The organism is Streptomyces sp. NPDC000348, from assembly GCF_042898795.1.
In the GTDB taxonomy this organism is placed as follows: domain Bacteria; phylum Actinomycetota; class Actinomycetes; order Streptomycetales; family Streptomycetaceae; genus Streptomyces.
The window spans coordinates 23,778-39,275 of the sequence record NZ_JBIAZD010000018.1 but is presented as its reverse complement, the minus strand read 5'-3'; the positions used below and the strand labels follow the sequence as shown (position 1 = coordinate 39,275).

Here is a 15,498-nt window from a genome sequence, read left to right as displayed (position 1 = left end):
CCGGCAGCACCACCCCGGCCGCCGCACGACGAAGGGCACACCGGCTGTTGCGGGCATGCCCATGACCGAATCCTGTGCGGCGCGGACGAAGGCGGGTGGAGCAGCCGTCGACGATCGGGAGAAGGAGCCTCCGGCCCGGTCAGCGCCTGAACGCCCAGGCGGGCCTCGGCTCCACCGCCCAGCGGAGGACCCGCCGCACCGGCGGGGTGCACAGCACCGTCACCACCACGGCGGCGACCAGCGTGACCGTGATCGCGCCCGGCGGGCGGTACAGCCACTCCGGGTCGTACCAGCCCCAGTACTTGCTGACCTGCGCGACGAAACCGTGCAGGAGGTAGCCGTACAGCGTGGCCGCGCCCAGCGACGTGAACCAGGTCCGCCGCTCCGGCACCCAGGCGAGGAAGCAGGCGACGAGGAGCAGCGAGCAGCCGAACAGGACCAGGGTCACGGCGGGGCCGCACCACGCCGGGGCGGACAGCTCCTGGGCGCTGTCGCGGTGGTAGAGCCAGGCGGACGTCACCCGCGGGACCGCCCAGTACGCCACGGCCAGCGCCCCGGCGAACACCGGTACGGCCAGCACCCGCACCCGGCGGCGGCGCACCGTCCGGAAGTGCTCGGGCCGCAGGACGAGACCGAGCACGAAGTACGGCAGGAACTGCAGGGTGCGCTGCACGTCGAGGTCCTCGCCGAGCGACGGGGACACCGTCGCCAGCATGGCGACGACGAGCGCGACGGGAACCGGCCACCGCAGGGTCCTCCACAGCGGTGTGGTGAGCCGCCACACGAACAGCGCGGCCAGGAACCAGGTCAGGTACAGCGGCTCCAGAAGCGTGATCGGCCGGTCGGGGACGCCGTCCGTCCACCGGGTGAAGAGGGTGTACGCCGTCTCGAACACGATGTACGGCAGGGCGACGCCGGTGACCAGGCGCCTGACGCGCTCCGGACTGCCGTCGAAACCGCGCGAGTGGTAGCCCGCGAGGACGATGAACGCGGGCATGTGGAACGCGTAGACGAGCAGGTACAGCGCGCTGACGGCCCGGCTGCCGTCGCGCAGCGGCTCCCAGGCGTGCCCCACCGCGACCAGCACGATCGCCAGGTACTTGGCGTTGTCGAAGAACGCGTCACGCCGCGGCGCCCGCCGGGACGTGTCGTCCTTCCTTCCGGCGGGCGCCCGCCGTGGTTCCGTTCCGCCGGCGTCGGCCGTGCGGGCCGGCCGGGACGCGGCGGTGTCTCCGGTACGGGGTGCGGCGGCGGGATCGCGGGGCGAGGACATCCCAGCCGCCTCACCCGTTCCGCGGGTGGCCAAACCTGTGATGTGCCGGCCGCCGACCCGGACGCCCGGATGCCCGGCGCCGTCGGCTTTGCTTTTCTTTTACCGCACGGGAACATGGTCGCCGCCCCGTCCGTTTGACCGGACGGACCGTGACAGCGACAGAAGAGGTGGCACCAAGTGGCGATGTTCGACCGGCTCAAGGAGCAGGCCAGGGCCCTCCAGCAGTCCCAGGGCGCGCGGGCGGGGGGCGGACAGCAGCACGGGCACGCCTCCTCCTCGGGCGGCGGTTCCAAGGCCCAGCTGATGGGGCTGTTCAAGTCCCAGCTCGCGTCGGCCAAGGCGGAACTCAAGAGCGGCGCCTACCGGGACGCCAGCATGGCGATGTGCGCGCTGGTCGCCGCGGCCGACGGACGCGTCGACCCGGCCGAGCGGCAGCGCGTGGAGGAACTGATCGTCTCCAACGAGGTGTTGCAGAACTTCCCGGCGGACCAGCTCCGCAAGCGGTTCAACGAGCACGTGGACCGGCTCACCGCCAACTTCGAGCTGGGCAAGGCCCGGGCGCTGGAGGACATCGCCAAGGCCGCGAAGAAGCCGGCCGAGGCCCGGGCCGTCGTCCAGACCGGCATGGTCGTCGCCGGGGCCGACGGCCGCTTCGAGCCGGCCGAGCAGTACGCCGTGCGCGACGCCTGCTCGGCCCTCGGCCTGTCACCGGCGGAGTTCGGTATCTGACGGCGGTTCGGGGAGGCCGGCGCCCGACGCCGGGCCGACGGTGTGGCCGAGCAGGTGCAGCGGTGCCGCCGTGATCCCGGCCTCCTCCACGGCGTCCCAGTGGGCCCGCGCCACCGCCGCGTCCACCAGGCCGTGCACCAGCGGCAGCCGGTCGTCCGAGGCGCGCAGCAGGGACTCGGTGCGGCAGGAGGCCAGGGTTCCCTCGATCCAGGGCTGGGCGAGGTAGCCGGCCGCCGCCGCGGCCGGGAGGCCGGCGGCGACCTCCCGGCCGGTGGCGCCGACCCGCAGCAGCCCGCCGCCCAGGACCAGGACGTCGCTCCGTTCCCGCATACGGGCGAGCGCCCGTCCGGTGTCGAAGCAGTGCGGGAAGGAATCGTCGACCACGACGGCACCGGGCCGGAGCCGGTCGACGTCGAGCACCGCCGTCGCCCCGCTCACCGCCGTCACCAGCAGATCCGCGGCGTGCACGGCGTCCGGCAGCATCCGCTGCGCCTCGGTGATCCGCACCTCGCCGGCCAGCCCGCGCTCCCTCAGCCGGCGGCCGAGTTCCCTCAGCCGCGGCCCGCTGCCGCGCACATCGCACAGCAGCAGACGCCGGGGCGGGCGGGCGGCCAGCGACAGCAGCAGCTCGAGCGAGGACGCGCCGATCGAACCCAGCCCGGCGAACGCCACCTCCAGGTCCGCGAGGTCCCGGCCGGTCGCGTCCAGCGCCGCGTGCACGGTCCTGACCACCGACACCACCGTCGCCGCGTGCCCCGTCGTCACGGCCGTCGGGTACTGCCGGTGCCGCAGCACGTCGAAGCCGTATCCGGTCAGCGACGGGATCATCCCGGCGAGGGACACGCAGCGCGCGCCCAGGGAGGCGGCCAGCGACACCGCGCGCGCGGTGTGGTCCACCAGACCGGCCCCCCGCCCGAGTTCGTCGGCGAACAGCGGCACGCACACGAAACCCGACCGGCCCAGCGGGGTGCGCACCGTCTCCAGCAGCCTCGGGCCGCCGTCGGGGAAGAGCAGGTCGCGCACCTCGGCCCGGGGCAGCGCCGCCTCGGGCAGACCGGCCAGGCGTGCGAGATGCCCCGGCGCCGGCAGATAGCCGACGAGAGCCGCGTCCATCGTCCCCCGTCGTTTCCCCGGCGCGGGCACCACGACCCGGCGGTTCCCGGCCGCCCGCACCAGACGGCCGCGCACCGAGCGGGCGAAGCCGTCGAGCGCGGACGGCGGGAACGCGGCGGCGCAGCCCCGGAGCGTGACCCGCAGCCCGTCACCGTCCGGCCGTACCGCCATGAACAGGTCCGTCGCCGACGACGGCGGCAGGAACATGCTGTCCCCCGCCTCCCACGACACCCGCAGCGCGCCGTCGCCCCGCGGGGCCAGCGCGGCGAAGTCGAGGTGGGTGAAGAAGAACTGCGCCGTCACCGGCAGACCGTCGGCGTGCCGGGGAACCACGTCCTCGTGGGCGCGCGCCTCCTCGGCCTCGGCCGCGATCCGGCGCAGCGCGTCACCGAACTCCCCGTCGGCGAGGGGCGCGCCGGCCGCACCGGCCGGCCGCACGGGTACGGCGGTGGCGAACGGCCCGAAGATCCGGTGCGCGTCGGGCAGCGCACCGTCCCGGCCGCTGACCGCCAGGCCCACGACCAGGTCCGGTTGGCCCGTCACCGCCGTCAACTCCTGGTAGTAGGCGGTCAGCAGCGGGGCGTACAGCGTGGTCCGCGCGGCCGAGGCGACCTCGCGCAGGGCGGCCGTCAGCGCCGCGTCGAGCGTGAACCCGGCCGACTCGAAACGGTGCTCGCCGCTCACACCGGCGGTGCGCAGCACCGGCGGCCGGTACGGGGCGTTCAGCCGGCCGGACCGGGCCCGGTGTTCCGCCGTGGCGGGTGTGCCGGTGCCGGATCCGGCCACCGCCAGGGCGTGGTCGCGGAAGCCGGCCCGCGGCGCGGGCGGTCCGTGCACGGCGCCGCCCGCCAACCGGTCGTACTCCTCGGTGAGTTCCCGTATCAGCAGCGCCGAGCTGTACCCGTCGCCGATGAGATGGTGCGCGTGCACCAGCAGGACGTGTTCCTGCCGCTCCAGGGTGAGCACCCGAAGCCGCAGCAGCGGCCACGCCCAGGGTTCCAGACGCCGCCCGGCCTCGGCCGCGGCCCGCTCGTCCACCTCGGCGGGGCCGGCGACCGTCTCGAAGTCGACCGGCAGGCGCAGTGACCGGGGCAGCTCCTGCTGGACGGGCGGCCGGGCGCCGGCGGGAAAGACGGTGCGCAGCATGCCGTGACGCTCCACCAGCACGTCCACCGCCCGCTGGAAGAGGTCCGGATCCAGCGGCCCGGAGAGCCGAAGCCGCGCCAGCCACGTTCCGCCGCCCGGCGAGAGCGCCTCGGCGAGGAGGAACCCGCGCTGACCGGCGGTGACCGGGAACGGGCCCGGATCCCGGCCGGCGGCCGGGACGGGCTCGGCGTCCCCGGCCGCGGCGTCCCTGGCCGCGGCGGCGTCCACGGCCCGCGCCAGCGCGGCGAGGGTGCGGTGGCGGTAGACCACGGTCGGCCGGGGCAGCGGACCCGTGTGCTCCGCCAGGCGGGCGAACACCTGGAGGACGAGCAGTGAGTCGCCGCCCAGCTCGAAGAAGTCGTCCTCCCGGCACACGGCGGTCATCCCCAGCACCTCGCGCCAGACCGCCGCCAGCCGGCGCTCGGTCGCCGTGGCCGGGGGAGTCCTCCCGTCACCGGACGGCGTGGCCGGGCCGCCGGGGACGGTCCCGGAGGCCGACGCCGGCAGCGCCGCCCGGTCGACCTTGCCGGTCCCGGTCAGCGGCAGCGCGTCGACGCACGTGATCCGCGCCGGAACCATGTACGCCGGCAGCAGCCCGGCCACCTGCCGGCGCACCTCGCCCGCGACCGGCCGTTCGGCCCCCGTCCGGGGGGTGACGAAGGCGAGCAGCCGTCCCTCGTGCGCGAGCACCACGGCCCGCCCGACACCGGGACAGGTCTGCAGCGCCGCCTCCACCTCTCCCGGCTCCACCCGGTTCCCGCGGATCTTCACCTGGTCGTCGACCCGGCCCAGGAACTCCAGGACGCCGTCCGCCGACCGGCGCACCCGGTCCCCGCTGCGGTACCAGCGCCGCCCCCCGCGCATCGTGAACGCCCGCGCGGTCAGCTCCGGTTCGCCCAGATAGCCGGAGGTCAGGCCGACGCCCGAGATGAGCAGCTCCCCGGCCTCGCCCGCCCCGCACACGGCCCCGTCGGGGCCGACCACCTCCAGCCGGGCACCGGCCGCGGGCCGCCCGATCGGCAGCCGCCGCACCTCGTCGCCCGGGCGCGTGTCGATGAGGTGGCAGGTGGCGTTGACGGTCGCCTCGGTCGGCCCGTACAGGTTCGCGATGCGCGTGCCGCCGCCGAACAGGTCGAACCAGCGCCGCACGTGCTCCACGGGCAGCGCCTCACCGCCGACGTGCACCCAGCGCAGCGCCGACAGGTCCACCGGCTCCAGGCCCCGCGCCGCCCGCGCCTCGGCGGCGGACAGCAGTTGCTCCCACAGTGTCGGAACGGAGCTCCACACGGTCGTCCGCGTCCGCTCCACGTGCTCCAGCAGCAGTTCGGGGTCGCGCAGCAGGTGCCGGGGCACGGTCACCACGGTGCCGCCGGCCATCAGCGGCGCGAGCAACTGGCGCACCGAGGCGTCGAAGCACGGCGACGCGGTCTGCGCGAGACGGTCGTCGGGGCCGTAGCCGAAGGTGTCGACGGCCCAGTCGAGGTAGTTCTCCATCGCCCGGTGGGTGACCGGCACCGCCTTCGGGCGTCCCGTCGACCCGGAGGTGAAGATCACGTACGCGACCGCCCCGGGATCCGGTGCGGCGGCGGTGCGCCCGTCGTCGTCCGACGGGCCGTCGGCCGCCACCGTCCGCACGCCGGCCAGGGTCCCGGCGAGCCGCAGGGTGGGGGAGTGGCACACCACCGTGGAGACGCCCGCACGGGTCAGCTGATCGGCGAGCCGTGCCCGGGGATGCTCCGGATCGAGCGGGACCCAGCCGGCCCCGGCCCGCAGGATGCCCACCACACCCACCACCGTGTCCGCGCCCGGCTCGGTGAGCAGCCCGACCAGATCGCCCGGACGGACGCCGTGACCACGCAGCCGTGCCGCGAGAGCGGCGGAGGCGCGGTCCAGCGCCCGGTAGGTGAGGGAGGCGTCCCCGGCGTCGACGGCGATCGCGCCGGAGCGCGCACGGAACCGGTCGAGCAGCCGGGTGACCAGGGGAACGCGCCCGTCGGTCCGGGGGGACGGCGCCGGTTCGGCGGGAGCGCGCAGCACGGCCTCCAGTTCCCCGCGGAACTCCCGGTCCAGACGTGCCACGGTGGCCCGCTCGAACAGCGGCGCCGGGAAGTTCCACGACATGCGCAGCACCGGACCGTCCGCCCAGCACAGCAGGGACAGCCGGGTCGTCGCCGACCCGGTGCCGGCCGCGGTCGCCCCCACCTCCACCGGGCAGCCGGGGGCCGCCGCGGCCGGGAACCGGGCGAAGCTGAAGCCCGCCGGGCTCACCGTGCGGGGCCCGGTACCGGTGCCGGGCAGCATCCCGGCCAGGTCCAGGCTGCTCACCCCGGCGTGCCGCTCGGTCTCCAGCCACAGGCGGCGCAACCGCTCCGCCAGCGCCAGGGCCGGCTCCTCGCCGTCCACCTCGCACAGCAGTGGCAGGGTGTCGGCGAGCGGGCCGACGAGCCGGTCCACCCCGTCGAAGCGGTCGTCGCGGCCGGCCCTGGCCACGTTCACGGCGACGTCCCGGCGCCCCGTCCACCGCGCGAGACAGCGCACGTACGCGGCGAGGAGCAGATGGAACAGGGACAGGCCGTGCGCGGCGGCGAGCCGTTCGAGACCGGCGCCCGGTTCCGCGTCGAACGCGCCGTGGTGCTGGACGATCGGGCCGGTCGCGGGAGCGTCGGGATCACCGTCGTAGGGCAGTGGCAGGGGCGCGCCGCGGGTGGCGAGACGCTCCGCCCAGTAGCGCCGGACGGCATCCGGCACGCCGGAGCGCCGCGTGCTCGCCGCGTACCGCGCGAAGTCCGGCGCCGGTGGCACCGGCCGTGGCACGGGCTCTCCGTGCCACAGCGCGGTGTACGAGGTCCACAGTTCCCCGGCGAGGACGTTGAGGCTGTACCCGTCGGCGGCCGCATGGTGCACGACCAGCAGCAGATGGGCGAGTTCCGGCTCCTGGCGGAGCAGCACGGCGCGTACCGGCGGACCCGCCGTCAGGTCGAAGGGCCGGTTGCACACGGCGGACTCGGTGCCGGCCAGGTCCTCGGCGGCGCAGTCCAGCACCTCGTACCAGTCCCCCACCGGAACCGGCGCCGCCACCCGCTGCGTCGGCCGCCCGCCCGAGGCGTCCACCCGCAGCCGCAGCATGCCGTGCCGTTCCGCCAGATGCGCCAGCGCCCGGCCGAGGAGGCCGGTGTCGAGCGGACCGCGGATCGTCAGCCGCAGATGGCCGCGCGCCGGGACGTCCGGGTGGAGCAGGCTGCTGGTGTGGAGCGCGAGCTGGACGGGCGTCAGCGCGAAGGGTTCGCCGTCCGGGCGGTCCGGGGCCCGGTCGTCGAGGTGGGCGGCGAGTTCGCGCACGGTCCGGTGCTCGAAGAAGAGCGTGGTGGGCAGGTCCCGCCCCAGCTTCCGCTCCAGCCGTTTGACGAGATCGACGGCGCCCAGCGAGTCCAGGCCCAGGGTCAGGAACGGCGTGTCGTCGTCGACCTCCGCCGGCGGGACCCCGAGGCACTGCGCGAGCAGCTCCCGCAGCACGGCCGCCGTACCGGGGGAGGCCGAGGCCCGCCGGCTCGCCGCGTCACCCGGGGACGGCGCGGGGGTGACCGGAGGCGGTGTGGGGGTGGCCGGGGGCGCCGTGGGGGTGGCCGGGGGTGCCGCGGGCGTCGGATCGGCGAGCACCAGCTGTGCCACGTCCGTGCCGCAGGCCGACCGCAGGGCCGCCAGCGCGGGCGCCGTCGCCAGCGGCCGGCCCGCGGCGGCCGCGCGGCCGCCGACACCCCCGGCGGCGAGACCCGTCTCGCCGAACGGCCCGAAGTTCACCGACAGCCACGGGCGGCCCGCCCGCCGCTCGGCGCCGGCGAAGGAGTCGAGGAAGGCGTTCGCCGCCGCGTACGCGCCCAGCGCGCCGGCCAGGCCGGGGAGCACCGACGACACCGACGAGAACGCGACGCACACCCCCGGGCGCCGACCGTGCCGGTCCAGTGCCGCGGCCAGCAGGACGGTGCCGAGCGTCTTGGCGCCCAGCGCCTCCGTCGTCTCCCGCACGTCCGTCCCGCGCAGACTGCCGGGCCGGGCGACTCCGGCCGCGTGGAAGACGGCGTCCAGCCGGGGGAGGCCGGCGACGAGCCGTTCGACGTCGCCGGGGACGGTGAGGTCGGCCCTGACGTAGCGGGCGTCGGCGCCGAGAGCGGTGAGCTCCTCCAGCAGGCCCTCGGGCGGGCGGGGGGAGCGCCCCGACAGTACGAGGACGGGGCGGGCGCGGCCGGCGAGGTGCCGGGCCAGGGCGGAGCCGATGCCTCCGGCGCCGCCCGTGATGAGGTAGGCGCCGTCGGCGGGGAGCGGGGCCGTGCCGGCCGTCCGTTCCCCGGGCCGGGGCACGACGACGCGCACCGAGCGCCGCCCGGCCCGCCAGGCGACGGCTCCCTCCGCCTGCGGCGCCGACGTCTCGGCGAGCAGCGCCCGCAGGTGCTGCTCCTCGTCGTCGAGGGAGGAGAGGTCGACCCAGTTCGCGACGACCCCCGCCGATTCCTCGGGCACGGCCAGGGCCAGTCCGCCGAGGATCGCCTGGGCGGGGTTCGGGTGCTCCGGGCCGTGGCCCGTGACGTGCGCGTCCCGGGTCACCACCAGCAGGCGGCGGGCGCCGGTGCGGTCGAGCAGCGCGAGTGCGTCGTTCAACGCCGTGACCGCGTCGCGCTGGTGCTCGGCGAGGTCCGCCGCCGTGTGCGGTCGAGCCGTACCGCCGACCAGGACGACGGTTTCCAGGGCCTCGACGTCGTCCGCCGCCGTGACCGCGGGCACGCCGTGGGCGGCCAGCCGGTCGGCCAGTCGGTGTGCCGCCGCCGGATCCGCGCCGGTCACCGCGACGGTGCCGCCGCCGGGGTGCGCCGGGGCCGGCCGGAGGTGGGGCTGTGCGGCCCGGCGCCCACGGGGTGCCTCCCCAGCGGCACGACCGCCGGCAGCGGACGGGGGTGCCGGCCGCCACACCACGTCGTGCAGCAGGGTGTGCGCGGTGGGGGCGGGCCAGTGGCGGCGTCGTCGGTACGGGTAGGGCGGTAGCGGTATCCGGCGGTGGCCCTCGTCGAGGGTCGTGCGATGCAGTGGTACGCCCCGGGTCCACAGCCGGGCCACGGTTTCCATCAACTCCCGTGCTCCGCCCGGCGCTTCCGGCACGGTCACCACGAAGGCGTCACCGTTCGCCGGGACCGTCCGGGCCGGACCGAGCTCGACGAACGTGTCGTAGCCCTCCTCCAGCAGGCGCGCCACCGCCTGGTCGAACCGCACCGGCCGCAGGGCGTGTTCGCGCAGGTGGTCCGGGGTCATCGGCGGCTGCCACGCGGCGGTGAGCGTACTCATCACCGGCGTCGAGGGCGCCGTCGGCGCCAGCCCGCGCGCCGCGTCCGCCAGGGCCTGCGCGACCGGCTCCATCAGCGGGGAGTGGAAGGCGCGCGACACCCGCAACGGGCGGACGGCCGCGCCCTGTTCGGTGAGCCGCCGCGACGCCCGGCGGACCGCGTCGGGGGTACCGGAGATCACCAGCCGCCCCGGCCCGTTGTACGCCGCGACCGCCAGTTCGCCCCCGGAGGCGTCCACCAGGGCGGACACCTCCCGCTCCCCGGCGCCCCGCACGGCCGCCATCGCGCCCGGCGCGGTCGACCCGCCCATGAGCCGGCCGCGTTCCGCCGCGAACGTGACCGCCTCGCGCAGGGACAGCGTCCCGCCCACGCAGGCGGCCGCGAGTTCGCCGACGCTGTGCCCGACGACCGCGTCGGGCCGTACGCCCCAGGCGGTCAGCTGCCGGGCGAGGGCGACACCGTGCGCGACCAGCAGCGGCTGCGCCACCTCCGTCGCGGCCAGGTCGTCCTCGGTCACGTCGCCGTCGACGCACCAGTCCCTCAGCTCCCGTCCGCACACCGTGCCGACGAGCGCCGACGCCTCGTCGAGCGTGGCGCGGTACACCGGTGCCGTGGCGTGCAGTGCCCGGCCCTGACCCGGCCGCAGGTCGCCCTGACCGGGCAGGACGAAGACGGTCCGGGGCCGGTGCGTCACCGTTTCGGCCAGCGCGCCCCGAACCGCCGTGGACGCCGCGGCGAGCCGTTCCCGCAGATCGCCGTCGGCGACGATCGCGAGACGGTGGGGCCGGTCGTCCCGTGCCGCGGCGGCCGACGCGCAGACGTCGGCCTCGTCGAGCTCCGGGTGCTCGCGCAGATGCTCCGCGAGCCGCGACGTCCACGCCTCCAGCCCCTCCGCGCTGCCCGCCGAAAGGGTCAGCAGACGAGGGCCGCCGCCCGCCCGGCGCGCGGTGCGCTCCGGTGCGGGCGGGGCCTCCTCCAGGACGGCGTGCGCGTTGGTGCCGCCGAAGCCGAAGGCGTTGACGCCCGCCCTGCGCGGTCCGTCCGAATCCCAGTCGGTCAAGCCGGTGACCAGGGCGAACCCGGACCGTTCCACCGCGGCGGAGGGCGGGGTGTGGTGCAGCGAGGCGGGCAGCCGGCCGTGACCGAGGGCCAGGACCACCTTCACCAGCGAGGGCAGCGCGGCCGCGTTCAGCAGATGCCCGAGGTTGGTCTTCACCGAGCCGAGCAGCCGGGGCCGGCCGTCCGGGCGGGGCGGGAAGGCGTGCGCCAGGGACCGCAGTTCGGTCGGGTCGCCGACGGCCGTGCCCGTGCCGTGCGCCTCGACGTAGGTCACCGACGCCGGGTCGACGCCGCAGTCCCGGTAGGCCCGGGTGATCACCTCCCGCTGGCGCAGCGGGTTGGGCGCCATCAGACTCAGCGACGTGCCGTCGTTGTTGACGGCGGTGCCGCGGACCACGGCGAGCACCGTGTCGTCGTCACGGCGGGCCTCCGCCAGAGGCCGCACGACGAGTGCCGCCCCGCCCTCGCCCGGTACGAACCCGTCGGCCGCCGAGCCGAAGGCGCGGCTGCGCCCGGTCGGCGACAGGGCCTGCGCCGCCTCCAGGGACCGGTGCGCGGCCGGGGTCAGGTGCAGGTTGACGCCGCCGACGACCGCGATGTCGCACTCGCCGTCCGCGAGGCTGCGCCGGGCCAGGTGCAGCGCCACCAGGCCCGAGGAGCAGGCGGTGTCCACGGCCAGCGCCGGGCCGTCCAGGTCGAGGCAGTGCGCCACCCGGGCGGCGACGAGATTGGGGAGGTTGCCGGTCAGGGCGGCCGCGGCCGGCTGTGCGGCGCCGGGGGCGGCGTCGGCGAGGATCTGCCGGTAGCCGCTGTCGCCGACGGCGGCGAAGACGCCGATCCGCAGCCCGTGGCGGCGCGGCCCGGCGTATCCGGCGCGTTCCAGTGCCTCGTGGGCGAGTTCGAGGAAGATCCGTGCCTGCGGGTCGAGCGCGCGCGCCTCCTCGGCGCCGATCCCGAAGTGGCCGGCGTCGAAGGCGGCGGGGTCGTCCAGGAAGGCGCCCCACCGTCCGTCCTCCGCCGCCCCGGCCGGGCCCCAGCGGCCCGCGGGCACCGTCGTCACGGCGTCGCGGCCGGCGGCGAGCAGTTCCCAGAACTCCTCCGGCGTGCCGGCGCCGGGGAACCGGCAGGCCAGCCCCACCACGGCGGTCTCCGTGCGCCGTGACGGCGTACCGTCCGCGTCCTCCCGGCTCCCGGACGCCCGCTGCCCCGCCGCGTCCAGGAGATGGTCCGTGAGAGCGGCCACCGTGTCGTTGCGCATCACGGCCGGCCCGAGCGTCACGTCCAGCGCCCGCTCCAGCTCGGCGAGCGCCTCCATCGCCTTGAGCGAGCCGCCGCCCAGCTCGGCGAACCGGTCCCGGTCCCCGAACGACGGCTCCGGTATCCCCAGCACCCCCGCCCAGACCTCCCGCACCACGCCCCGCACCTGTGCGCGGGAGCGGGGCGCCGGCGCCGGGCCGCCGGACGGCCGCGCGGGCTCCCGGTTCCCCGGGGCCGCCCCGGAGGCCGCCGTGGGCCGGTACGCCCCCGCCTCGAACCGTGACCGCATCCGCCGCCGCTGCACCTTGCCGCTGGTCGTGCGCGGGAAGGCGGACGGCGGCAGCGCGAACACCCGCACGTCGTCGTGGCCCAGCGCCGCCCGCACCCGCCCCGCGACCCGGTCCAGCACCCCGGCCGCGGAACGCGGCGGCCGGGCCCAGGCCACGAACACCACCACCCGCTCCCCACCGGTCACCGGGTCGGTCGACCCGATCACCACCGTCGTCCCGGACGGCACCCCGGGAGTGGCCGCCGCGACCTCCTCCATGTCCGGGGCGTGGAACGTCCGGCCGTTGACGAAGAGCACGTCCTTGTGGCGGCCGCTGACACACAGCCGGCCGTCCCGGAGGAAACCGAGGTCGCCGGTGCGCAGCCAGCCGTCGGCGAAGGCGGCCGCCGTAACCTCCGGCAGACCGTGGTACCCGCGGGCGACCTGCGGGCCGCGCACCTCGACGTGCCCCACCCGCCGGTCGCCCAGCGGACGGCCGCGGTCGTCGGTGACGCGCACCGAGCACCCCGGCACCGGCAGCCCCACGTCCATCAACTCCACGGCGTCACCGCCCGGTTCCCGCTCCACCACCCGTCCCCGGCTGAGCGCGGCACGCTCCAGCGCGACGGGCACGGCCACCTCGCCCGGCGGCGGGAACGTGACGGCCAGGGTCGCCTCGGCCAGTCCGTACACGGGCGTCGCCGCCCGGGGGTCGAGCCCGGACGGCCGGGTCCTGGCGGTGAAGTCCCGCCACACCGTCGCCGAGATCGGCTCGGCGCCCACCAGGATCAGCCGCACCGTGCTCAGGTCGAGCCCGGCGAACACCTCCTCGGGGACCCGGCGGACGGTCAGCGCCAGGGCGAAGTTGGCGGCGGACAGGAGGGTGGCCCGGTGCGCGGCGGCCACGTCGAACCACAGCCGGGGGTTCTTCGCGAACGACAGCGGGGCGATCCGCACCTGCTTGGCCCGCGCGGCGAGCGGCGCCAGATGGGTGCCGATGAGCCCCATGTCGTGGAAGTACGGCATCCAGCCGACCACCACGTCCCGGTCGGTGAGCGCGGCGGCCCCGGTCAGCTGGCGGAGGTTGGCCAGCACGGCGGCGTGGGTCAGCTCCACGCCCTTGGGCGCCCCGGTGCTGCCGGAGGAGAACTGCAGGAACGCCAGGTCGTCCGGGGCGGCGCCGGCGGGCGACTCGACGGCGCGGGACGTCCGCAGCTCCTCCAGCCGCAGCGCACGGGCGCCGTCCGGGAGTTGGCCGGCCACGTCCGCGCAGGCCTCGTCCACCGCGACCGGGGGGCGGCCGAGGTGCTCCCACACGGGGCGGACCCGCCGCACGTCGGGCGCCAGCGGCACCGGCACCAGACCGGCCGCGAGCGCGCCCCAGAACAGGGGCTGGAAGTCCTCACCGCGGTCCGCGACCACCGGCACGCAGGTGCCCGGTGCGACTCCCGCGGCACGGTAACCGCCCGCGACGCGCAGGGAGTCCTCCAGCAGCCGCCGGAAGGTGACGGGTGTTTCACCGCCGTCCCCCCGGACGTGGACGACCACCTGGTCGGGGGCACGGCGGGCGGCGTCCAGCAGGACGTCCAGCAGCGTTGTGGCGTTCATGGGTCCGTTCGTTCGTGCGGGGCGACGGGCCGGCGGCGGCGACCGACCCCGTTGTCAGTGGCGGCGCCTACGGTTTGATCAGTAGGACCCGGCGGAACGGCCGCGGGTTCCGTCTGGGGAGGGGTTTGCCATGTCCGCCGGTTCCACGGGGTCGACGACGTATCTGGAGCTGTCGCAGGAGGACGGCGCCGCGCACAAGTTCTACGAGGTGACGGTCGACGGCCAGACGGTGACGGTGCGCTACGGCAGGATCGGCGCGACGGGACAGACCCAGACGTCGACGTTCCCCACGGCCGCGAAGGCGCAGGCCGCCGCGGCGAAGAAGGTGGGGGAGAAGGTCCGCAAGGGCTACGCGCCGGCGGTGCGGGGGCAGCGGGCGCCGCGCGCGGTGACCCGGCGTCAGGTGGTCTCGGCCCCGTCCACCGCGCGTGCCGTGGCCCCCGTGCTGTGGCGGTTCGGCACCGGCTCCTCGGCGTTCGGCATCCACGTCGACGACGAGCGCTGCTGGGTCGGCAATCAGTCCGGTGACGTCTTCACCCTGGACCACGAGGGCGAGGTGCTGGCCCGCTTCAGCCTGCCCGACGGCGTGAAGTGCCTGGTCGCGGACGACTTCTGGATCTACGCGGGCTGCGACGACGGCCGGGTCTACGACCTCTCCTCGAAGCTGCCGTTCGCCGCCTACGACATCGCCGCGGACGTCGACATCTTCTGGCTGGACATCCACGAGGGCGTGCTGAACGTGTCGGACCGCGACGGCCGCCTCACGGTCATCGACCACGAGGACGAGCACCAGTGGACCCGCCGCAGCCAGGGCGAGCACGCCTGGATGGTCCGCGCCGACGACCGGGCCGTCTACCACGGCCACCACGGGGGCGTCACGGCCTACGCGCCCGACGGCGGCGGCGAGTTGTGGCACACCCCCACCCGCGGCGGGGTGCTCTTCGGCTGGCAGGAGGACGACACCGTCTACGCCGGCACGGCGCACCGTGTGGTGCAGCGGCTGTCGAAGGCGACCGGCACCATCGAGGCCACCTACGCCTGCGACAGCGCCGTGTACTCCTGCGCCACCTCCCCGGGCGGACGGTTCGTCTTCGCCGGCGACGCCGCGTCGTCCGTCTACTGCTTCGACCGGGACGGCACGCGCCTGTGGAAGCTCGGCACGGGAGGCGGATCGGCGCTGTCCATGCAGTACCGCGACGAGCGGCTCTACCTGGTGACCACGGACGGTTCGCTGGTGTGCGTGGACGCGAGCGAGGCCGCCGTCGCCGCGGCGCAGCAGGGCACGGTGCCGGTCGCGCGGGACGTCAAGCTCGCCGCGGCCCTGCCGACCTACGCGCCGGCCACGGCCGCGGCCGCGGTGGCGACCGTCGCGCAGGCTCCCTCCGGCGCCGTCGTCGTCGAATGCGTGCAGGACAGCGGCCGGCTGCGCGTCCACGTCGTCTCCGAGGGCTACGACGGGTCCTGGAACGTGCAGTTCCCGCGGGCGATACGGGAGCCCGGCGCACGCTATGTCGTGGACGCGCTGCACCCGGCGGCCGGCGGCTTCTACCGGGTGCGCGGCGAGATCCGCCGGCTCCGGTGACCGGGACGCGCCCCGACCCGGCAGCCGACCCGGCCGTTCCCCGGCGCACGGCCGGGGAAACGCGAGGTCCCGCCGCCGGCGGGTGCGCACGGTGAACCCATGAGCCCTGTACGCGCCCCCCGCACGGCCACGG

At 76.3% G+C, this 15,498-nt stretch carries 4 protein-coding genes; 2 read left to right on the top strand and 2 right to left on the bottom strand.

Going from position 1 to position 15,498, the window contains the following annotated elements; genetic code table 11:
- Nucleotides 1-139: 139 nt before the first annotated feature.
- On the bottom strand, nt 140-1,273 hold the full coding sequence (locus tag ACFY3N_RS28685; protein ID WP_390819662.1) for an acyltransferase family protein: 1,134 nt from the start codon (nt 1,271-1,273) through the stop codon (nt 140-142).
- 177 nt (nt 1,274-1,450) lie between these two features.
- Between ACFY3N_RS28685 and ACFY3N_RS28680 the strand changes: the two genes are divergently transcribed.
- Entirely contained in the window at nt 1,451-2,002 is a 552-nt protein-coding gene (locus tag ACFY3N_RS28680) for a tellurite resistance TerB family protein (protein WP_390819661.1), read from the top strand.
- Here ACFY3N_RS28680 and ACFY3N_RS28675 read toward each other — a convergent pair.
- Nucleotides 1,979-13,783, bottom strand: coding sequence for an amino acid adenylation domain-containing protein (locus tag ACFY3N_RS28675; RefSeq protein WP_390819660.1), 11,805 nt, complete (start codon nt 13,781-13,783; stop codon nt 1,979-1,981). The two genes, ACFY3N_RS28680 and ACFY3N_RS28675, sit on opposite strands and share 24 nt — an antisense overlap.
- Nucleotides 13,784-13,913: 130 nt before the next feature.
- On the opposite strand from ACFY3N_RS28675, the gene ACFY3N_RS28670 reads away from it, so the two are divergent.
- Nucleotides 13,914-15,365 (top strand): WGR domain-containing protein, encoded by a 1,452-nt coding sequence (locus ACFY3N_RS28670; RefSeq protein WP_390819659.1) that lies wholly within the window; start codon nt 13,914-13,916, stop codon nt 15,363-15,365.
- The last annotated feature ends 133 nt before the right edge of the window (nt 15,366-15,498 follow it).